The sequence below is a fragment of the Bradyrhizobium sp. genome, from assembly GCF_004799405.1.
Taxonomy (GTDB): Bacteria; Pseudomonadota; Alphaproteobacteria; order Rhizobiales; family Xanthobacteraceae; genus Bradyrhizobium.
Window position 1 is genome coordinate 71,327 of the sequence record NZ_SSMW01000158.1, and the last position, 21,202, is coordinate 92,528.

Annotated in this window: 18 protein-coding genes; 13 read left to right on the forward strand and 5 right to left on the reverse strand. The window is 58.8% G+C overall.

What is annotated here, in order from left to right:
* Positions 1-18 precede the first annotated feature (18 nt).
* Positions 19-342, reverse strand: a complete 324-nt coding sequence (locus E7813_RS25600) for a hypothetical protein (protein ID WP_291578087.1) — start codon at positions 340-342, stop codon at positions 19-21.
* A gap of 357 nt (positions 343-699) precedes the next feature.
* On the opposite strand from E7813_RS25600, the gene E7813_RS25605 reads away from it, so the two are divergent.
* The 4 genes from E7813_RS25605 (at position 700) to E7813_RS25620 (ending at position 6,362) form a co-directional block, all read left to right on the forward strand.
* Positions 700-1,779 (forward strand): D-alanyl-D-alanine carboxypeptidase family protein, encoded by a 1,080-nt coding sequence (locus E7813_RS25605; RefSeq protein WP_291578088.1) that lies wholly within the window; start codon positions 700-702, stop codon positions 1,777-1,779.
* Between the two features lie 879 nt (positions 1,780-2,658).
* Positions 2,659-3,171, forward strand: coding sequence for a DNA starvation/stationary phase protection protein (locus E7813_RS25610; protein WP_291578116.1), 513 nt, complete (start codon positions 2,659-2,661; stop codon positions 3,169-3,171).
* Positions 3,172-3,578: 407 nt separating this feature from the next.
* On the forward strand, positions 3,579-4,514 hold the full coding sequence (locus tag E7813_RS25615) for an L-lactate dehydrogenase (RefSeq protein ID WP_291578089.1): 936 nt from the start codon (positions 3,579-3,581) through the stop codon (positions 4,512-4,514).
* Between the two features lie 453 nt (positions 4,515-4,967).
* Positions 4,968-6,362: an MFS transporter gene (locus tag E7813_RS25620; RefSeq protein ID WP_291578090.1), complete on the forward strand. Its 1,395-nt coding sequence runs from the start codon at positions 4,968-4,970 to the stop codon at positions 6,360-6,362.
* A 77-nt stretch (positions 6,363-6,439) separates the two neighbouring features.
* Here the strand turns inward: E7813_RS25620 and E7813_RS25625 are convergent, their stop codons facing one another.
* Both E7813_RS25625 and E7813_RS25630 read right to left on the reverse strand, forming a co-directional pair.
* Positions 6,440-7,810 carry an MFS transporter gene (locus E7813_RS25625; protein ID WP_291578091.1) on the reverse strand — a complete coding sequence of 457 codons (1,371 nt, stop codon included), beginning with the start codon at positions 7,808-7,810 and terminating at the stop codon, positions 6,440-6,442.
* A 105-nt stretch (positions 7,811-7,915) separates the two neighbouring features.
* Positions 7,916-9,112, reverse strand: coding sequence for an aminotransferase class V-fold PLP-dependent enzyme (locus E7813_RS25630; RefSeq protein ID WP_291578092.1), 1,197 nt, complete (start codon positions 9,110-9,112; stop codon positions 7,916-7,918).
* A 181-nt stretch (positions 9,113-9,293) separates the two neighbouring features.
* On the opposite strand from E7813_RS25630, the gene E7813_RS25635 reads away from it, so the two are divergent.
* Positions 9,294-10,031, forward strand: coding sequence for a GntR family transcriptional regulator (locus E7813_RS25635; RefSeq protein ID WP_291578093.1), 738 nt, complete (start codon positions 9,294-9,296; stop codon positions 10,029-10,031).
* Positions 10,032-10,137: 106 nt separating this feature from the next.
* Positions 10,138-11,208, forward strand: coding sequence for a hypothetical protein (locus E7813_RS25640; protein WP_291578094.1), 1,071 nt, complete (start codon positions 10,138-10,140; stop codon positions 11,206-11,208).
* Here E7813_RS25640 and E7813_RS25645 read toward each other — a convergent pair.
* Positions 11,205-11,870, reverse strand: a complete 666-nt coding sequence (locus E7813_RS25645) for an ATP-binding protein (RefSeq protein WP_291578095.1) — start codon at positions 11,868-11,870, stop codon at positions 11,205-11,207. The two genes, E7813_RS25640 and E7813_RS25645, sit on opposite strands and share 4 nt — an antisense overlap.
* 363 nt (positions 11,871-12,233) lie before the next feature.
* Between E7813_RS25645 and E7813_RS25650 the strand changes: the two genes are divergently transcribed.
* Positions 12,234-12,581, forward strand: coding sequence for a hypothetical protein (locus E7813_RS25650; protein WP_291578096.1), 348 nt, complete (start codon positions 12,234-12,236; stop codon positions 12,579-12,581).
* 232 nt (positions 12,582-12,813) lie between these two features.
* Entirely contained in the window at positions 12,814-13,746 is a 933-nt protein-coding gene (gene rpoH / locus E7813_RS25655) for an RNA polymerase sigma factor RpoH (RefSeq protein ID WP_291578097.1), read from the forward strand.
* Between the two features lie 372 nt (positions 13,747-14,118).
* Here rpoH and E7813_RS25660 read toward each other — a convergent pair whose 3' ends face one another.
* Positions 14,119-14,544: a hypothetical protein gene (locus E7813_RS25660; RefSeq protein WP_291578098.1), complete on the reverse strand. Its 426-nt coding sequence runs from the start codon at positions 14,542-14,544 to the stop codon at positions 14,119-14,121.
* A 46-nt stretch (positions 14,545-14,590) separates the two neighbouring features.
* Between E7813_RS25660 and E7813_RS25665 the strand changes: the two genes are divergently transcribed.
* From E7813_RS25665 to E7813_RS25685, 5 genes are all read left to right on the forward strand, one after another.
* Positions 14,591-15,775, forward strand: a complete 1,185-nt coding sequence (locus E7813_RS25665) for an efflux RND transporter periplasmic adaptor subunit (RefSeq protein ID WP_291578099.1) — start codon at positions 14,591-14,593, stop codon at positions 15,773-15,775.
* Positions 15,772-18,882, forward strand: a complete 3,111-nt coding sequence (locus E7813_RS25670) for an efflux RND transporter permease subunit (RefSeq protein WP_291578100.1) — start codon at positions 15,772-15,774, stop codon at positions 18,880-18,882. The genes E7813_RS25665 and E7813_RS25670 overlap by 4 nt, the downstream gene beginning before the upstream one ends.
* A 214-nt stretch (positions 18,883-19,096) precedes the next feature.
* A complete protein-coding gene (locus tag E7813_RS25675) occupies positions 19,097-19,507 on the forward strand; it encodes a cupin domain-containing protein (RefSeq protein ID WP_291578101.1) in 411 nt (136 codons plus the stop codon).
* Between the two features lie 49 nt (positions 19,508-19,556).
* Positions 19,557-20,222, forward strand: a complete 666-nt coding sequence (locus E7813_RS25680; protein WP_291578102.1) for a 2Fe-2S iron-sulfur cluster-binding protein — start codon at positions 19,557-19,559, stop codon at positions 20,220-20,222.
* Complete coding sequence (locus E7813_RS25685) at positions 20,219-21,199, forward strand: xanthine dehydrogenase family protein subunit M (protein ID WP_291578103.1); 981 nt, start codon at positions 20,219-20,221, stop codon at positions 21,197-21,199. Before E7813_RS25680 ends, E7813_RS25685 begins: the two co-directional genes overlap by 4 nt.
* The last annotated feature ends 3 nt before the right edge of the window (positions 21,200-21,202 follow it).

Here is a 21,202-nt window from a genome sequence, read left to right on the forward strand (position 1 = left end):
CTGTCCTACGGTCAGGATTCAGTGTTCACTTGGTTTGATATTGGGGACGAAGGCAGGCCCCACGATACGCACGGGCCCTTCAGCAGCCAAGCTAACGGCAGCCCTCTGGGGCGGCATTGGCCGGATCAGTTCAGCGACCGCCAGCCCGGCAAAGCCAATCGAGAAAACAATCGCGGCTATGATCAAGCGATCGTTGCCAAGGATCGTTGCAGTCGATCCAAGCCCGCCCTGTCGGCGTTTTCGCTGTAGCTCTTCAAACAGGCGAATGATGTCACGAGATCGGTCTGGGAGGATGATGACGATTTCGCGCCCCTTGGGCGCTTCTTGGGTTTCCAGGTCCATGGATCTGATCCGTGAATATCAATTGCCTTGGAGCTGAAACGCCGGTTTGGTTCCGAAGTTCCCCGGCTTCAAGAGCGCCGGCCGGGTGACCCCGCACAGCTTTCGCCATAAGGCGGCGCGCCGATCTGGTTCCATTTATGCCATTCCCGATCCGTGCACTTCTCGCCGGCCGTCAACCGCACGAAATCGCGAAAAACGACCAGTTGCATTTAGGCAACACCCCTGTTGAAAAGCTGAATATCCGGGGTCTCCGCCATTGCTTGTCCACATCGCCACTCCAAAAATCGCCGGCGTCAGATTCTTGGCTATGCAGTTTTTCTTGGCTATGTAGTTTCGGGCCGATTGGAAAGGGTGACCATGAATCCGCGGTTCGCAGCAATGGCGGCTTTGTGCCGAGAGGTCGCCATACCTGTTTCGGTTCTTGCGTGGCTCGTCGCGTTTGGTTCTGCGGGAATCGATAACACCGGCGCTGCGCCAATCGTTGAACGCCCCGCGCCGTCCGTTGCCGCCGTCGCGACATTGGCCGACCAACTACCGCCGATCTCGTTGGCGGCCGCCAATGCGGTGGCTGCCGATGCTCCGGCGACGGCGACAGCCGCTGCGGATACAACCGCCGCCGGGCCAACGCCGGTTTCCCAGGAGCCCGAACCGATCGTTACAGCCGCGTTGACGGATTCATCGGAAATGCCGCCGACTTTGCCGGAGCAGCAGGCCGCTCAATCGCCGGCGACTCGGGAGCCTGGCCGCGCCAATCCGGCGCTCGACTCGACCGAGGTTCTCGATGAGTGCCTCGTCGTCGATGCCTGCATCGACCGCTATCTTTGGGCGCTCTACCAGCGCACGCCCAAGGAAGACACCGTCAAGACCCAGGAACAGAGAAAAGTGACCGTCAAGAGAAAGGGCAAACTGGTGAATGTCACCAGGACCTTTGCGAAACTTGCCGATGAGGATTTTTCCTGGAAGGACCCCAAGGCCGCCGAAACCGCCGGCATGCCGCTGGTGGACTACGTCCTCGGCGGGATGGATCGGGATTTCAAGCTGAGGCTATTTCATCTGCTGCACGCGGCCGAGCAGGCGGGATTGTCGCCCGGCATCACCAGTGCGTTCCGCGATAACTATCGCCAATCGATTGCAAGCGGCCTGAAGGCAGCCAACGAACGATCCTATCATGGAGGCAGTCTCCGCGGCGGCTACGGCCACGGACTTGCGGCGGATGTCGTGAGCGTAAATGGCGCGACACGGGCGCAGCGACTGACCGCCAGCGAAACGTTCTGGAAATGGATCGATGCCCACGGGAAAGAGTTTGGAATTGGAAGGCCCTATCTCGGCAGGGATCCCCCGCACGTGGCGCCGATCGACGGCAAGGAATATGCCGATCACCATCCGGGAACTAAGGCTCGACAGGTGGTAGCGACAGCGAAGCCACGCCACGTTTGACCTTGCGAGACGATCGTAGCGCAGCGAAACGTGAGAGATCGGCAAGATCGTCGAAGGTGAGAACGATCCAACCAGCGTGTTCAACGCTGTGCACGGACGGCGACATGCCGCATGAGCGCGCTTGTATACACAGCCTAGGGTTTACAAATGATCGCTATGCGTCGCGCACTCGGCTAGCTGCACGGGGCGGCAACAGCAATAACCCAAAAGTGGCGGCACCTTTCGGCGACCGAAACAATGGTCAACTTGACCAGTGATCCAAATCAGAAGAAATACGCTAATGATATCTGGTCGGAGTGGCAGGATTTGAACCTGCGACCCCTGCGTCCCGAACGTAAATAGCAATCGAAAAGATCAACAAAAACAATGGCCTTTGCCTGCGTTTGACCACCTTTATCTACGTTTATTGACGGGGTTTCAGTGGTCAATCTGTGGTCGAGATTACCAAGCCCAACTTGCGACTAAAGAGCGGGCGGGACCACCCGACATCAGCGGATTTGGGAAGAGGTTATGCCCTTCTCCGGTTACCTTGTTCCATCGGCCCATCAATTGTAAATCGCATGGTGCACCGTGAGACTAGACGAATGGGCGCTTTGCGCGAGAAGTGGTCATTCGTCCCCCGATTGAATTCCCGGGGGCATGACCGTGGTGCGGACCCCGAACGCATCAGCTCGCGCCGAGTGTATGTCGATCAATCCTACCGCGCTCGGCGCGATGGCGCCGGCCGATGCCATGGGCACATGCCTTCGCCTGAAGCCGGCCCCAAAGCTAAATTACTATTTAATTGAAAACCTTGAGACCGGGAAAGATTTGCGGGTGATCCGTTGGGTCCACAGCAGCTTGGACAGCCTTGTCCTGTGCTTACATGGCACCCGACCAATGATCAACGAGGTCACCGATATGTTGCACAGAGCGCCGCTCACGACTCCTACGACACTTTCGGAAAAAGCGGTTCATGACATTTCGCAAGCGTTGATAGTGCTGCTCTCCGACGTGTTTGCGTTGTATCTGAAAACAAAGAACTTCCATTGGCATATGTCTGGCTCGCATTTCCGGGACTATCATTTGATGCTCGACGATCAAAGTGACCAGATTTTCTCCATGACGGACGCCATTGCCGAGCGAGCACGGAAGCTGGGAGGCACAACCGTTCGCTCGATTGGACAGATTTCGCGTTTTCAGCGCATCGTGGACAACGATGCTGAATATGTTAAGCCGCTCGACATGATAGCTGAACTCCGCGACGACAACGCGATCCTGACGCAGTACATGCGTGAGGTGCATTCGTTATGTGACGAAGCAGGGGACGTGGCCACCGCAAGCCTGCTGGAGAACTGGATTGACGAAACCGAGAAACGAACCTGGTTCCTATTCGAGTGCGGCAGGCGATAAAAAGGAGACGCCGATGAATGTCAGGAGCGACCGGCCAGCTATTAAGCGCCCAATCAAGGTTCAAGGAACAACCCGTTCCGCGAAAACGAGAGTGCAAAGTACGGAATGGGAATTTGCAGACGAACGACTCGACGAAGCGCTCAGACACACCTTCCCGGCCAGTGACCCGCTATCGATTACTCAAAATTTTCGCGGCGGCTAGTTGCATAAGGTTCGGCGCAGGAACATCCATCGGCGAATTGCCTTTCGTTACCCACCCTGTAAATTTCGATTGACGCGGAACGATTCCGCCCTTCCGACCGGGAAGAGAGTGTTCCTCCTCTGAATCCAGCACCTGGCGACCCCCTTGCTCGGGGTTCGCTCGCCAAGCTTTAATGAGGACCCCAAAACACAGACGAGGACGCATCATGAAGATCGGAATAATTGGGGCGGGAGCAGTCGGCGCCGCATGCGCTATGGCCACTCTCATGAGAGGTTGCGCCAGCGAACTGGTTCTCGTCAACCGAGGTCGTGGTCGCGCAAAAGGAATGGTTACGGACATGGGCTACGGGGCTCCTCTGTCATCCACCACCAGGGTGACGGATGGGGATTATGCGAATCTGGCTGGCGCTGCGCTCGTCATGGTCACGGTCGGCGTCAACGAGAAATCCGGCGGCGCAACGGATCGTAGCGATCCGTCAGGGCGCCTGCGCCTTCTCGACAAGAATGCCGAAGTTTATCGCCAGGTTATTCCGCAAATCATCGCCGCGGCGCCGGATGCCGTGCTGCTCGTCGTAACCGATCCTCCGGATCCACTTGCCTTTCTAACGCGCGAACTCGCCGGGCATGATCGCGTTCTCAGCACCGGCACATTGCTCGACAGTCTGCGCTTCCGGGTGCATCTGGGGCGAAAACTCAAGATAGCTCCCACGGATATTGAAGCGCAGGTCCTCGGCGAACACGGAACGTCCCAGATCTTTCACTGGTCCGGTGCCCGCGTAGGGGGCGTCCCAATTTCGGATGCGCTCGGGCAATGCGGCCTTCAGCACGACGACGGCTTTCGCGCGACGATAGAGAATGAAGTACGTTATGCAAATATAACCATCATCGAGGGTATCGGAGCCAGCCAATACGGAATCGGAATGGTTTGCGCGCGGATCGCCGAAATCGTGCTGCGCGACGAACGCGCCGTAATTCCGATCGGGGTATATAACTCACAACTTGGAGTAACGCTCTCGCTGCCCGGTGTCGTCGGTCGGGGCGGCTGCCTCAAGGTTCTTGACCCTCCACTATCGAATGATGAGCGTATCGGCCTGAAAAAATGTATCGAAACATTGCGTAAGGCCCAGGAACGGGTTCACTAACCTTTGTGTCAGCGAGGCTACATATATCGTGAGCTGCCTTGAGGGGGCTAAACCCCCTTTTAAATTGAACCGGTCGTCCGAGTGGGAGGCGTTCAAGGGGCGCTCAATATTCTGCACGGAGGTCTGCCTGAAGCCCGTGGGAATTGTCTTCATGGTTATCTCCGATGGTTGGGGCCACCCATGATTCATGTGGAATGCCGCCACCGCAAAATCGAATAAAGAAGCATTTACTGCCTTGCTGTCGCCGACGACCGACACTTGCTACGCGACAACCAATTGGCAGAAGATCAGGGTCATCCGCCTCGCCGCGCGGCCTGAACCGTTTGGGGCCGCCTCGAACTTGCTTCTTCAATACGCGAAGCATTTAATCAATTCGCATATGCGGTATGCAGAGTTTCGCCTGCCGCTTGACCCGCATACGCACTACGTCGCGACAGTTGGAGAGCTTTTCAAATGTCGACGGATGTAATTTCGGCGAATGGGTCGGTTGCAATCGATGGTCTGCCGGTTCAGCGCCGCAGATGGGCCGCCGCTGCCATTTTCACCGCGCTTGCGATGGCATCGCTCGATACGGCGATCGCAAACATCGCTCTCCCTGCTATAGCCGCCGATCTTCATACCGGCCCAGCGGATGTCATCTGGGTCGTCAATGTCTACCAGATTGCCATGGTGGCAACGCTCTTGCCGCTCGCCGCGCTTGGCGAAGTTGTCGGTCACCATCGGATTTATCTTGGAGGCCTGCTGCTGTTCACGCTGGCCTCGCTTTTCTGCGCATGTGCTTGGTCACTACCCACCCTGCTGACGGCGCGCGCGCTGCAGGGTCTCGGCGCCGGTGGCATTATGAGCGTGAATACCGCGCTGGTTCGGTTCGTCTATCCGGGCCGCTTCCAGGGCCTCGGTTTCGGATACAACGCGTTGGTGGTTGCGACCGCTTTCACCCTCGGCCCGACAATCGCCTCCGGCATCCTCGCGATCGGGCCGTGGAGCTGGCTTTTTGCGATCAACATTCCCTTCGGCGTTGTTGCGATCCTGGTCGGCCTGAAGACATTACCGCATACCCCGAGAGCGACGCATGCCTTCGATTCTCCTGGCGCGCTGATGGCTGCGGGCTGTCTCGGCCTCTTCATTCTGGGGATCGGAAGCGCAGCCCATCACGAGCGGCCCGGGCTTATATCGACTGAGCTTGCCTCCGCCGTTTTGCTTGGCTGGGCCCTGATCCGCAGACAGGCAGATTCACCGGCGCCTGTGCTGCCGATCGACCTGTTTCGCAGGCCGGTTTTCGCGCTGTCTGCTGCCACCGCGATCTGCTCGTTCGCGGTCCAGGGCCTGGCTTTCGTCTCCCTGCCATTCTACTTCGAGGACATTCTTGGCCGGTCGCAGGTCGAGACCGGCTTTTTCATGACCCCCTGGCCTTTTGTAGTGGCCATCATGGCGCCGATCGCCGGACGTTTGTCCGACCGCCATTCCGCAGGGTTTCTTGGCGGCATCGGTCTCGCGTTACTCAGCCTGGGGATGGCCCTGTTGGCAGTGCTTCCGGCGAATCCGCATGTCGTCGACATCGTTTGGCGAATGGCCATCTGTGGATGTGGATTTGGCTTTTTCCAGGCGCCAAACATGAAGGCCTTGATGTCCAGCGCGCCTGCCGGTCGCAGCGGAAGCGCGAGCGGCATGGTTGCGACGGCTCGCCTGACGGGGCAGACCACTGGAGCAGCGCTCGCGGCACTTTGTTTTGGTCTCGCCGGCCGCGAGGGAGCCACGCTCGCACTGATACTTGGCGCGGTGTTCGCCGCGGTAGGATGCGGGATGAGCGTCCTGCGCGTGGTCGCGACTCCGCAAAGCGGCGCTTGAGCTTTCTAATTGTTTCGCCACGGGATAATTCCGGGAGAGAAAAACATCTACCCGAAAGCCGGCGACGCTTGCCGCGCTCAGGCAATCTTTTTCTCTACAACCGAGGCACTTGGATCGAGCCAGAATCCCCAAATCGCGGCACCGACTACGAGAAGGCTGGCTGCAACAATGAATGGTGCTTGCCACGATCCGAACTGAACCAGGACGCCAAAGACAATTGGCGACAGGGCGCCACCAAAGTTTCCCGCCATATTCATCATGCCTGAGACGGTACCGGAGACTTCGCCGCCAATATCCATGGGAACGGCCCATGAAGGTCCGATCGTGCATTCAAGAAAGAACATGGAAGCAGTCAAGCAATAGACGGCGACGTAGGCGTCTTCGGTCAACGCGGCCGGCACGATAAACACCGCGCAGCCCAACATGCCCGTAATTGCCACCACGCGTCGAGCGAACTTGATGTTGCCGGTTTTTGCCAACAGCCAGTCGGTCGTCAAGCCACCGACAGTATCGCCGACGACGCCCGCTACGAGCGGCAGTGAAGCCAGGAAGCCGACCTTGAGCAAAGTGAAATGCCTGAATTCCACGAGGTAAGAAGGTAACCAGCTTAGAAATATCCATAGGCAGTAAACATACGTGAAATAGGCCAACATGACCGCCCACATATTAGGGGATTTGAGCATCGTGCTCCACGGCACGTTGGGTTTCTGGGCGACGTTGGCAAGTTTGGCGTTACCCTTTTCGTCGACGCCGCGGATGTATTTGAGCTCCGCCTCATTCACAAGCGCATGTTCTTCGGGAAGATTGCGGTAGGCGAAGTACCATAGCACCGACCAAAGGATGCCGACGGCACCGCAAATATAGAACACGGATCGCCAGTCGAGCGCAGTCATGATCAGCACGACAATCGGCGGCGCAATGGCGGCGCCGAGGCGGCTCGCGCTGTGAGTGACGCCCTGGACAAAGCCGCGCTCGTGCGGCGGATACCAGAGCTGCATGGCACGTGTTGCGCCCGGAAACGCGCCAGCTTCGCCCATGCCAAACAGAAAGCGGAGCACCATAAACGACGTTGCGCCGCTGGCCATGGCGGTCGCAGCCGTCATGGCCGACCAGTAAGTGACAATAACTGTCAGAACATTTCGCGCACCGAATCGATCGCCGAGCCAGCCGCCGGGAACCTGAAACAGGGCGTAGGCCCAGCCGAAAGCGCTGAAGATCACGCCCATCGTTATTTTATCGAAGCCAAATTCCTTGCTGATAATCGGCGCCGCCGTCGAGATGTTCACCCGATCAAGGTAGGTGATGAGGTACATCAGACTGATCAGTGCCAATATGTACCAACGACCCTTGCTTCGACGAGTTACCGGTTCCATGTTGCGTTTCCCTCTTTTATCGAGGTGCCCGCGATCGGCGGGATGTCCCTCGTTTTTTTGAACTTGGAGCTGCAAGCTTTGCTGCTTGATCTGCTTGATGCGGGCGGCACTACAACGGCAATGCCGTGTCTTTGCGACGGGCGAGGTACGCGTCGTCCATCATCTTTTTGACGACTGTTTCTATGCAACCCGGTGAGTGGAGACCGGAACGACATCCTTTCCTTTGAGAACTTCCATGGCGGCCAACACGCCACCGGTCTTATGCGGAACTTTGGCGACACCGAGCGCCATTTCGACTCCCGACAGCGCTCCCATCAGCATCAATTCGTTGAAGTGGCCCAGATGGCCGATGCGAAACACCTTGCCCTTTACCTTGGACAGGCCCGCGCCGAGCGACATGTCATAGTTCTTCAACGCTACATCACGGAAATGATCCGCATCATGCCCTGCGGGCATCATGACAGCAGTTAGGATTGGGGAATGCTCTTTCGGGTCTTGGCACAGAATTTCCAGATTCCACGCACGAACAGCAGCCCGAGTCGCCGCAGCGAGTTTCAGGTGGCGGGCGAACACGTTATCCAATCCCTCCTCCATCAACATCTTGATCGCTTCCTTCAGCCCATAAAGTAGATTGGTGGCAGGCGTGTACGGCCAGGATCCGTTCTCGTTCTGCTGAATGATTTCATGCCAATCCCAGTAGGAGCGACTGGTCTGATTAGCCTTTGCGGCCAACAGAGCTTTTTCGGAAACCGCGTTGAAACCCAGGCCTGGGGGCAGCATGAGGCCTTTCTGCGAGCAAGACACGGTGACATCGACGCCCCACGCATCGTGCTCATATTCGATCGAGCCGAGCGACGAAATTGTATCGACGAGCAGCAACGCAGGATGCTTTGCGCGATCGATGGCTTTTCGAACTTCATGAATTCGGCTTGTCACGCCGGTCGACGTTTCGTTGTGGACCACCATCACCGCCTTGATGAGGCGCTCACGATCCGCAAGCAGATGAGCCTCGATCTCGGCAGGCTGCGCGCCCCGGCGCCAATCGCCGGCCAGAAAATCCACCTCCAACTTGAATTTTTCGGCCAGGTTCTTCCAGAGCGTTGCAAAGTGGCCGGTCTCGGCCATCAGAACCTTGTCGCCGGGCGATAGCGCATTAACAATCGCGGCTTCCCAGGCTCCAGTGCCTGACGAGGGGTAAATCACGACGGGGTTTTTAGTCCGGAAGACTGCCTTACAGCCCTCTAGAACATCGAGTCCCAATTGCGCGAATTCGGGGCCCCGGTGATCGATGGTCGGCATGTCCATCGCGCGCAACACCCGGTCGGGCACGTTCGTGGGGCCCGGAATTTGTAAGAAATGCCTTCCTGTATGAACCATTGGACCCTTCTCCTCGATATTTTGCACTCATATACTCTGGCTATATCCAGAAATAAAGGACTTATTGAATACAAAATTGAGTACCCTGCAATCGAAAAAACAGCTAACTGGTTGGGTCCAAGGCCCATCGGGACAGACCGACGATCTATCCGGGCGCCTTCAACACCAGGGAACCTCGACTTTGACCAATTTCTTGGCCGCCGGCGGTCTAAAGCGCGGGGAACACGAGTCGGCCTCGTTGCATGCCGATATCGTCAGTCAACTTCGCGATTTCATCGTCGAAGGGCACCTGGCCCCGGGCAGCCGAATTCCCGAACGCGAACTCTGCGAAAAATTCGGTATTTCGCGCACCCCTCTTCGGGAGGCGCTGAAAGCTATTGCGGCAGAAGGGCTTATTGAGCTGTTGCCCAACCGCGGCGCCCGCGTGCGGCAATTTTCCGAGGCAGACATTCGAAACCTGTTCGAAGTCCTGTCAGGCCTGGATTTTGTCGCCGGTCAAATGGCATGCGCTCGAATTACCGATGATGCGATTGCTGCGATCGAGAAGATGCATCTCGAAATGTATGCGCATTACCTGCGTCGCGAACTGGTCGACTACTTTCGAATCAACCAAAAGATCCATCAGGCGATCGTCGATGCGGCCGCAAACCCCGTCCTTAGTGCAAACTTTGCAAGCTTCAATTCGATAGTCCGTCGCCTCCGATATTCAGCGAATTTGGTCAATCGAGACCGCCTCGGCGATGCAATGCGTGAGCATGAGCAGATCATGGACGCCCTCAAACGACGGTCTGCTAACGAGCTCGGGTTGCTAATGTTTCAGCATATGCAGGGCAAATGCGAGGCCGTATGCGAGTATTTGCGGGACCAGCAAACGGAGGATTCTGAGCCTAGGGCGCTTTTAGAAGACGCCATCTTTTAGAACTCGCCATTTTTTGAATGCATTTTCTTTCAACATGCCTTACATAATGCATGCGCTTTCGTAAACCAAACAAGAAGAGCGCGGCTTTTTTGGAAGGAATCCTCGCATGGCATCGTACAAAATCCTCCTCATGGGCGCGTCCTACGGGTCGCTGCTGGCCTCGAAGATCATGTTCGGCGGGCATTCGCTGCACCTTGTCTGCCTGCCGGCGGAAGCCAATCTGATCAACTCGGAAGGCTTCCGCGTGCGCCTGCCGGTGAAGGGCCGCAAGGATCCGATCGAACTCGACTCGCGCAAGCTCCCGGGCAAGGTGACGGCCGGCCCCGCCGCGGGCGTCAATCCGAAGGATTACGACCTGGTCGGGCTCGCCATGCAGGAGCCGCAATACGGCTCGCCCGGTGTGCGCGAACTGCTGGACCTGGTGGCGACGTCCAAGGTTCCGTGCATGTCGATCATGAACATGCCGCCGTTGCCTTACGTCAAGCGCATTCCCGGCCTGAATTACGACGCGCTCAAGCCGGCCTATACCGATCCGACCGTGTGGCACAATTTCGAGCCCGGCCTGCTCACGCTGTGCAGCCCCGACCCGCAGGCGATCCGGCCGCCGGATGAAAAGGTCAACATGCTGCAGGTCACGCTGCCGACCAATTTCAAGGTCGCCAGGTTCGACAATGACAAATACACCGCAATCCTGCGCGAACTGCAGACCGACATCGAGACGGTGCGCTACGACACGCCGGAAGGCAAGATCGAGTTGCCGGTGAAGCTCAAGGTGCACGATTCGATTTTCGTGCCGCTCGCCAAGTGGTCGATGCTGCTGGCCGGCAACTATCGCTGCATCACCAAGGACGGCATGCGCACCGCCAAGGAAGCGGTGTACAGCAACATCGAGGAATCTCGCTCGGTGTACAATTTCGTGTTCGACCTATGCGTCAAGCTCGGTGCCAATCCGAACGAGCTGGTGCCCTTCGAGAAATACGCTGCCGCAGCGGATAGCCTGTCGCGTCCGGCGTCCGCCGCGCGCGCGCTGTTCAACGGCGCGCCCAATATCGAACGCTGCGACAAGCTGGTGCAGCTAATCGCAAAGCAGAAGGGCTTGAGCCACCCGGTGATCGACGCCAACGTCACGCTGGTCGACGAACTGCTCGACAAGAACCGCCGGAAGGCCGCGGCCTAGCTGGAAGCGCGGGCGGCACCGCCCGCTCTCACGCCCTGTGCCGTCGAATGACCATCAAGCAATGCTGGAAATACTATTTCTTGCCGAAGTGCCCTGGCCGAGCGGTTTTGCAGCGTTAGTTTCCCGCCATGACGTTCAACAATCTCCTTGGCAATCGCGAGGCCGAGGCCTGCACCGGGCATGGACTTACGACGCGCCGGATCAACCTGGAAGAAAGGCTCGAATACGCGTGACATGCTTTGCTCGGGAATGCCCGGTCCCTCATCATCGATAGTGATCAAGGCGGTGCGGTCTTCCAGGCCGACGGTGACAAAGGCACCGCCGCCGTGAGTTACCGCATTGATAGCCAGATTTCTGATGGCCCGCGTCAGCGCCAAGGGTGCCGATGAAATTTTCACCACGTCCATCTTGAAGATCGTCACAGATGCCTTCATGGATGCGAGGTCCCGACAGATCTCGCTGATGATTTCATCGACACGGAGCAATTGGCTGGTTTCCCGTTGGGCTTCTTCGGCACAAGCTGCATCGCGCTGTCCGCAATGTAATCCAACTCCTCCAAATCGTTCAGCCACATAGCGCGATCCTCCTCGTCGAGAAGCTCTGCCCGAAGCCGCATCCTGGTCATCGGACGCGACAAGGATGGTTAGAAACGTCTTTCGCATTGTAGTCTCCTTTGGATGGTCTCAGTTGATCTGATACATGCGCAGCAGCGCGGGCGGATCGTGGGCCTCGCCAGCCCGCCTGTATGTCCACGAGATAGCGGCGGCGGACGCTCTTGCTGATCAATGGAGCCACTATTGCGTCAATTCTGCCCAGCCATTTTTTCTTTTCATTCCGGGCCGGAATTCCGAGCGCCCTGTATTCAATCTGGATGAATGCGAATTTAGTGGAGACGACAAATAAGCATTCCCATGTCCAGTCGATCGCGACGTTGGCGTTTGCCTTCTTAGGACGCCAGCGTTTGGCAACGACCTGTGGCGGAAAGTCCGCCCATCCCAACGGAGAATGTCATGAGAGGACGAGTGATGATGATTTTGGCAACCGCACTGCTTGCCGGCAACCTTCTTGCCACGGGTGCACAGGCCCGCGGCGGCGGTGGTGGCGGTGGCGGGGGTATGGGCGGGTTTGGCGGAGGCCACATGGGCGGCGGCTTTGGCGGCGGTCATATGGGCGGCTTTGGCGGCGGCCGCATGGGAGGCCTTGGTGGAGATCGCATCGGTGGTTTTGGTGCAGGCCAGTTGGCGCATGTCGGCCACGAGCACTATGGAGCTGGACGGCGCCGTTTCGTCGGCGGCGGCCTTTACGACGATGGCCTCGGTTGCCCGTATTACGATTACACCTCATCGATGTGGCCGTACAACTGCGCCTACTGATTGGCGGATCGATCCGGAAGCCGCGAGCGCGCGGCTTCCGCTGCCCCAGCGGGAAGTACCCGCAGCCTCTCGGAAGCAACGAGAAGCACCGTGTTACCGCATACAACGAGACGCTTTCCTGAATTCGAATTTAATCTCCTAAACCTCAATTTAATGGCTCCCCCCTGCGCTGTCCCTATCCTCTAGCCATCCGTTCGAGTTTCGAACGGAGGAAGCTATGGGAGCGACTGACATGGGCATTGAGGGACAATTCGCAGGCCTTACAGTTCCAACACAGCGTCAACCGGCGTTTCCCAAAGACGGACGCGGTAAAGGCTATCTCGACGACATCCGGCGTTTTGCCATGCTCGAAAGGCGCCAGGAGTATGAACTCGCCAAGCGTTGGCGCGAGCGCGGCGACCGCGATGCCGCGAACCAGCTCGTCACAAGTCATCTGCGTCTCGCCGCCAAAGTCGCCATGGGCTACCGCGGCTACGGTCTACCCGTTTCGGAAATCATTTCCGAAGGCAACATCGGACTGATGCAGGCGTTGAACCGCTTCGAACCCGAAAAAGGTTTTCGCTTCTCCACTTACGCGATTTGGTGGATCAGGGCTTCCATACAGGATTACATTCTGCGTTCGTGGTCGCTTGTAAAAATCGGCACTACCGCGAATCAGAAGAAGCTTTTCTTCAAATTGCGCTCGGCAAAGAGCAAGATTGCCGCTTTGGACAGCGGGGACCTGCACCCCGATCAGGTTGCATCGATCGCAAAGAGCTTGGATGTCACCAACCAGGATGTCGTCGACATGAATCGACGGCTCGGCGGCGATAAATCGATCAACGCGCCACTTCGTGAAGACGGTGAAACCGGCGAATGGCAAGACCATCTCGTCGATCAGTCTCCTTCACCGGAAGCCATCGTCGTCGAACAGGACGAGAAGGAGCACCAGCATAAGTCGCTGATCGCTGCGATCGATGTACTGCAAGGCCGCGAGCGTCGCATTTTTGAGGCGCGACATCTGGCTGACAATCCACTGACACTCGAAGATCTTGCCGCACAATTCAACGTGTCACGTGAACGCATCCGGCAAATCGAAGTGCGCGCGTTCGAGAAAGTACGAAAAGCAGCCAGGAACCTCGCCGTAAAATCGCCGGCAGCCATGCAGGCGGCGTGGGGCGCCTGAATTGAGATCCGATCTGCAAATCCCGCCGCCAAGGCTCCGGTTTCGGCAACGTCGCTTCAAGAGGAGAAGGCTCATGAGAATCTCGTTGATCGCTGCGATCTTCCCGACAATCCTCGTCTGCAACGTTGCCATGGCGCAAGTGAGCGGAATGGCCAGCCCGACTCCCACCCTTGGTACTACTTCGCCGCTTGGTATGGGAACCGGTTCGGCGGTTTCCCCGACTGGCATTCCCCTTGGCTCTACCGAAATTGCGTCCCCTGGCGTCAGTCCGGCTCCCGGCGATGCGACGGGCACGATCGCAATGCCGAGCAGCAGCACGACATGCTCGACCATCGGGACCGCGCCATCGTCAATGTTCGGATCCACCGCGACCTACGACGGCGGCGGAATGGCAATGGGAACCGCCGCACCCGCCACCGCGGCAACGTCAGGCACGATGGCAACATCGGGAATGTCGACATCATCGGGAACGTCAACCACGTCAGGGATACTGCAAACCTCAGGCATGTCGGGAATGTGCGGTTCCGGTTCGAGCAGCATTGCTTCATCGTCGACGCCAACGACGCCGACAACACCGGGCGGCGTCGCTCGAACCGGAATTCCGTTGGGATCTACCGAGATTGGCAGTCTTGGGGTCAGCTCCGCGGCGGCCGTACCGACGATAAGCGTGTCGCCCACTTTGGGTACGGTCGGACCGCTGTCAACGATGCCCGCCATTACCTCTGCGCCCACCGTTTCATCTGCGACGACAAGCACTTTCCCATGCCCAACCACCGGGCTCACGGGGACGTCGAACACTCCGGGCGGCTGCTGAAACAACCTTCATCTGTGAGCTGGACCGGCCATGAAAAAGAGAATGATCATCCCCTCGGCGCTACTGATTGCCGTGATAGCGGCCGGCGGTCTTTTGTACTTCACGCATGCGCACCCACTGGACAAGGCCGCTGCCGCGCCAGCCCCACCACCCGCGGTATCAGTCGTCGCCGGGGTGGTCACCCAGCATGACGTGCCGATTTATCTTAGCGGTGTCGGCACGGTGATTGCGTACAATACCGACGTGGTGCGCGCCCAGATCCAGGGACAAATTATCAGCATCAACTTCACGGAAGGCCAGACCGTGCACGCCGGCGACCTGCTCGCGCAGATCGATCCACGGCCCTATCGAGCCCTGATCGATCAGTACACTGGAAACCTGGAGCGCGATCAGGCCCAGCTCATCAATGCGCAAGCCAATCTCACTCGCTACACCACATTGGGGGAGAAGGGCTGGGCCACTCCGCAATTGCTCGAAACCCAAAAGGCACAGGTGGGACAGCTGCTGGCGACGGTCAAGGCCGACCAGGCGCTGATCGACGCTGCCAAAGTGCAGCTCAGCTTCACGCGCCTGACGTCACCGATCGAGGGCGTGGCCGGAATTCGTCAGATCGACGTCGGCAACATCATTAGCCCGTCGAGTACGAACGGCCTCGTCGTCGTGACGCAGATCGACCCGATTTCGCTAATCTTCACTCTCCCCGAAACCGATCTGCCTCAAATCCAGCAGCAACAGGAAAAGACCAAGGCCCCGCTGGCGGCTCTCGCCTACAGCCAGGACGCTACGACCCTGCTGGGTCAAGGCGTGCTTGGCCTCGTCAACAACGAGATTCTACAAACAACTGGCTCGATTCAGCTCAAAGCTAATTTTTCGAACAAAGCGCACCGGTTATGGCCCGGCCAACTCGTTAACGCGCGGCTGCTCGTCGATACAAGGCATAACGGGTTGACCGTCGCTGCATCGGCTGTCCAGCAGGGCCCGAGTGGAGCCTACGCCTACGTCGTCAATCCCGACAACACGGTCGAGAATCGACCGGTCAAGGTCGCGCAGATCAGCGCGGGTCAGGCGCTCATCGATTCCGGTCTGAAAGCCAACGAGCAGGTCGTGGTCGATGGACAATACAAGCTCCAGCCGGGCACGCGTGTTACGATGCTGCACGGCAAGGCAGCGCAGGAAGCCATCGCACAAAGTGCGCTGCAGGCGCCAATCCCATGAACATATCTGCGCCGTTCATCCATCGGCCGATCGCGACCGCCCTGCTGATGGTCGGATTGCTGGTCGGCGGCCTGGTCAGTTATCCGCTGTTGCCGGTGGCGGCGCTGCCGAACGTCAACTTCCCGACCCTTCAGGTTACTGCCCAGCTGCCAGGGGCCGATCCGCAGACGATGGCGTCTTCGGTGGCGACGCCGCTCGAACTGCAGTTCGGCGAGATCCCGGGCCTGTCCCAGATGACCTCGGCGAGCGCACTCGGCTACACCCAGATCACCCTGCAGTTCGATTTGAATCGTCAGATCGACGGGACAGTAAGTGATACGCTGTCGGCGATCAATGCTGCGACCCCGTATTTGCCGGTGGGCATGCCGTATCCGCCGACGATCCGGAAGGTCAATCCGGCTGATACGCCGATCCTGGTGCTTGGTCTGACATCGGACACCCTGCCGCTCACCACTGTCGATGCCTATGCAGAAAACATCTTGCTGCAAAAAATATCGCAGATATCCGGCGTCGGTCTTGTGGGCATCGGCGGACAGCAGAAGCCCGCTGTCCGGGTACAGCTCGATCCGCAGGCTCTGGCAGCCCGCGGCATCAATCTCGAGGACGTGCGGACGGCGCTCGGCCAGGCCAATGTCGATTTGCCGAAAGGCACGCTCAACAGCCCGCGCCAGACCTACACGCTCAACACCAACGACCAACTGCTGAAGGCCGACGACTACGCCAATCTGGTAATCGCCTATCGCAACGGGGCGCCGGTTCGCATCCGTGACGTCGGCCGCGCCGTCAGTGCGCCCGAGAATGATCTGATCGCGGGCTGGTACAACCAGAAGCGAGCAGTCATCCTGGCGATCCAGCGCCAGCCCGGCGCCAACGTCATCAACACGGTAAACCGGATCAAGGCGATGATGCCGGTGCTTCAGGCATCGATCCCGCCCGCGATCAAGGTCAATATCATCTCCGACCGTACCGAGACCATCCGCGCTTCGGTCAGCGACGTGCAGTTCACGTTGATGCTGACGGTTGCGCTGGTGGTTATGGTCATCTTCATGTTCCTGCGCAATTTCTGGGCGACCGTTATTCCGGCTGTGACCGTGCCGCTGTCGCTGATCGGAACCTTCGCTGTTCTCTACGAGCTCGGCTACAGTCTCGACAACCTCTCGCTGATGGCCTTGTCGATCGCGGTCGGCTTTGTGGTCGATGACGCCGTCGTCGTGATCGAGAACATCGTGCGGCACATGGAGGAAGGCGCGGCGCCGTTCGAAGCGTCGCTGAAGGGCGCCGGCGAGATCGGCTTCACCATCGCGTCGATTACGCTATCGCTGATCGCAGTGTTCATTCCGCTGTTCCTGATGAGCGGTTATGTCGGTCTGTTGTTTCGTGAATTCGCCATCACTGTCAGCGTTGCGCTGGTGCTGTCGCTGCTGATCTCGCTGACGCTCACGCCGATGATGTGCGCATACCTTCTCAAGCCGGAGAGCAAGCAGCACGGATGGCTCTACCGACTGTCCGAACGTGGCTTCGAAGGCCTGCTTAACCTCTATGAGACCGGCCTCAAGATCGTGCTGCGACACCGCTTTGTCACGCTGATGACCATGTTCGGTACCATCGCGCTGACCGGGTATCTCTACGTGATGATCCCAAAAGGTTTCTTTCCCGAACAGGACACCGGGTTGATCATCGGCCTGTCCGAGGCTGCGCAGGATATCTCCTTTCAGGCCATGGCCGAGCGCCAGCAAGCTCTGCTCGATGCGCTGATGCGGGATCCTGCCGTTGCTTCGATCGGCGCGGCGGTCGGCGCCGGCGGCGGCAACACCACGGTCAATAACGGCCGCGTTTACATCGCGCTGAAGCCCAAAAGCCAGCGCGGCACCATGGACCAGGTGCTCGCACGGCTGCGGACAAACCTCGCCAAACTCCAGGGCATCACGCTCTATATGCAGGCCGCGCAGGACATCACCATCGGCGGGCGTGTCTCCAAAACGATGTATCAATACACATTGAACGACGCCGATCCCGGCGAACTCAATCATTGGGCGGCGCTGTTCCTCGACAGGATTAAGGTCATCCCGGCCATTGCCGACGTCGCTACCGATCAGCTCAATGCGGGGCCGCTGCTCGATATCACCATCAAGCGCGAAGTCGCCTCCAGCTACGGTATTCTGCCCTACACGATCGACAACACGCTCGACGATGCCTTCGGCCAACGAATCGTCTCGACGATGTACACGACCCTGAACCAGTACCATGTGGTCCTGGAAGTCGACCCCAAGTTCCAGTATGGGCCCGAAGCGCTCAACGGCATCTATGTCAAATCCTCGAGCGGGCAGCAGGTACCGTTGTCTACGCTGGTCGACTCGGTGGTGAAAGTCGCGCCGCTCGTGGTCAACCATCAGGGCCAGTTCCCGTCGGTCACGATCTCCTTCAACCTCCTGCCGGGCACTGCAATCGGCCAGGCGGTTAGCTCCATCCAGCAGATTGAAAAAGACCTCGGCAAGCCGCTCTCGCTTCAGACCGGCTTTCAGGGCAACGCCCAAGCATTCGGAGCGTCGCTGTCGAGCACGCCGATTCTGATAGCCGCCGCGCTCTTCGTCATCTACCTGATCCTCGGAGTGCTGTACGAGAGCGTCATCCACCCAATCACCATCATCTCGACGCTGCCATCGGCCGGCCTGGGCGCACTGTTACTCCTGATGGCGGTTCACTACGATCTCAGCGTGATCGCGATCGTCGGCATTATCCTGCTCATTGGTATCGTCAAGAAAAACGGCATCATGCTGGTGGATTTTGCCCAGCACGTCGAGCATGAACAGGGCTTGACGGCGGAGGACTCGATCTATCAGGCCTGTATCATGCGTTTCAGGCCGATCCTGATGACCACGATGGCGGCGCTGCTTGGCGGCGTTCCGATGATGCTCGGCAGCGGAGTTGGGTCGGAGCTTCGCCAACCGCTCGGCTACGCCATCGTCGGCGGCCTCGCCCTCTCACAGATTCTCACCCTCTATACGACGCCGGTCGTCTATATCTATCTCGACCGCTTACAGAGCTGGCTGTTCGGGAAAAAGAAGCAAGCTGCGACGACACAAGCGGAGCCCGCGCCTGCCGAATGAACATTCCTGGACACGCGCGGCTCCGCGCTCTCGATGAGCGCGCGACCTGCATCGGCTTGAGCGATCATCACGACTTGGCGAGGAGCATGCTGCGTTCACCTTCCCGAATGACTCCGCCTCAATTCGGCGCGGATCACTAAACTCCAATTTAGTGGCTCTCCAATCAACGGCTGCATAACTTTGGGGTTGAAGATCCAAATTGATCCGGGATGCCATGAGTTCCTCAGTAGCAGTCCACATCGTCAGCCCAACTGAATTCGATCGGGGAACTGCGCAGACGCCGGGCTCCGAACGTCGCGCCGCTATCGCGCCGGCGCTCGGTATAACGTCAGCGATCTGGGGCGGCCTGTTCGATGTGGCACCGGGATCGCGGACCGGAATTCATCATCATGGCGAGCAGGAGACCATCGCCTACGTCCTCTCGGGTATCTGCGAAGTCCGCTGGGGCGAAAGAGGCGAATCGGCCGCGCGCGCAAAGGCCGGCGATTTCATTCATGTCCCCGCCTTCCTGCCGCACTTGGAAATCAACCCTTCGGAACAGGAGCCATTCCGATGGGTAGTGGTGCGAAGCACCGCGACACCCATCGTTGTCAACCTTTCGGACGATACCTGGCCGCAAGCCTGATGTCCTTCTTCGAGACTGCCTGTACGGACTACGCGAACACGGAGCAATCATGGACGAGCTTGAATCGAATACGGAGCCGAACACGTTTGAGGTGAGCCGCCGCACCGTGATCGAGATTGGCACTACCGCGCTGCTGCTGACCACACTGCCACGCGCCGCTTTTGCGGCCGGCCCCGTCGATGACGACGAATCGCCTCCGCTCCCCGTAACGGTCGAACTTCAGATTAACGGTCATGTCCAGTCACTGGCGCTGGATCCGCGCACGACATTGCTGGACGCTTTACGTGAACACATCGCGCTGACTGGCTCGAAGAAGGGTTGCGATCACGGCCAGTGCGGCGCCTGCACGGTTTTGATTGAAGGACGCCGTATCAACTCCTGTCTCACCCTTGCAGTGATGCACGATGGCCAATCCATCACCACGATCGAGGGGCTCGCAACAGGCGATGATCTGCATCCGCTTCAGGCGGCCTTCATCGAGCATGACGGCTTTCAGTGCGGGTACTGCACGTCCGGCCAGATATGCTCCGCCGCCGGAATGCTGGCGGAAAGCCGGCAGGGTATGCCGAGCTATGTGACGGACGACCTGACGCAACCGGCTGCTGAACTTACCGATACCGAAATTCGCGAACGGATGAGCGGAAACATCTGCCGCTGCGCGGCCTACCCCAATATCGTCGCAGCCATCAAACAAGCCGCGGGGGCGCCGACATGAGGGCTTTCACCTATCAACGCGCCGACTCCGTCACGCACGCGGCCGCCGCTGCCATCAAGCCCGGCTCAAAAATCATTGCCGGCGGCACAAATTTGCTCGACCTGATGAAATTGCAGGTCGAGACGCCATCCGATCTGGTCGATATCAACCGCCTGCCGCTCGACAAGATCGAAGAGACGGCCGAGGGGGGTCTGCGTATCGGCGCGCTGGTTCGCAACAGTGATCTTGCCGCCGACCCGCGGGTACGCCAGCGTTATGGCGTCCTTAGCCGCGCATTGCTGGCCGGCGCCAGCGCCCAGTTGCGCAACAAGGCCACGACCGGCGGCAATCTGCTGCAGCGAACCCGCTGCTACTATTTCTACGACGTCACAAAACCCTGCAACAAGCGCAGCCCCGGCTCCGGCTGCGCGGCGATCGCCGGCTTCAACCGCATTCATGCCATCCTGGGCACCAGCGAGCACTGCATCGCGACACATCCGTCGGATATGGCGGTGGCGATGCGGGCGCTCGACGCCAATGTGGAGACAGTCGATGGTGAGGGCAAAACCAAAGTCACTTCGATCGCAGAGTTTCATTATCTTCCAGGCAACACTCCCGAGATCGAGACGTCGCTCAAACCGGGTGAAATCATCACCGCGGTAACGCTGCCGCCACCGCCGCCGGGCGTGCAGGTCTACCGCAAGGTCCGTGACCGCGCTTCCTATGCCTTTGCGCTGGTTTCCGTCGCCGCGATCTTCGATAGCACGCGCGGCCGGATCCGTTCGGCCCGGCTCGCCTTTGGCGGTCTGGCGCATAAGCCGTGGCGTGTGGCAAAGGCGGATCAGATATTGTCCGACGCCTCTGCGGACACTGCCACCTTCAATGCAGCCGCAAATGCCGTCCTCGAAGGCGCGCGCGGGTTCGGCGGCAACGATTTCAAGATACCGCTGACGCGGCGCACCCTGCATAGCGTGCTGGCAGAGATCACCCGGACCTGAGGA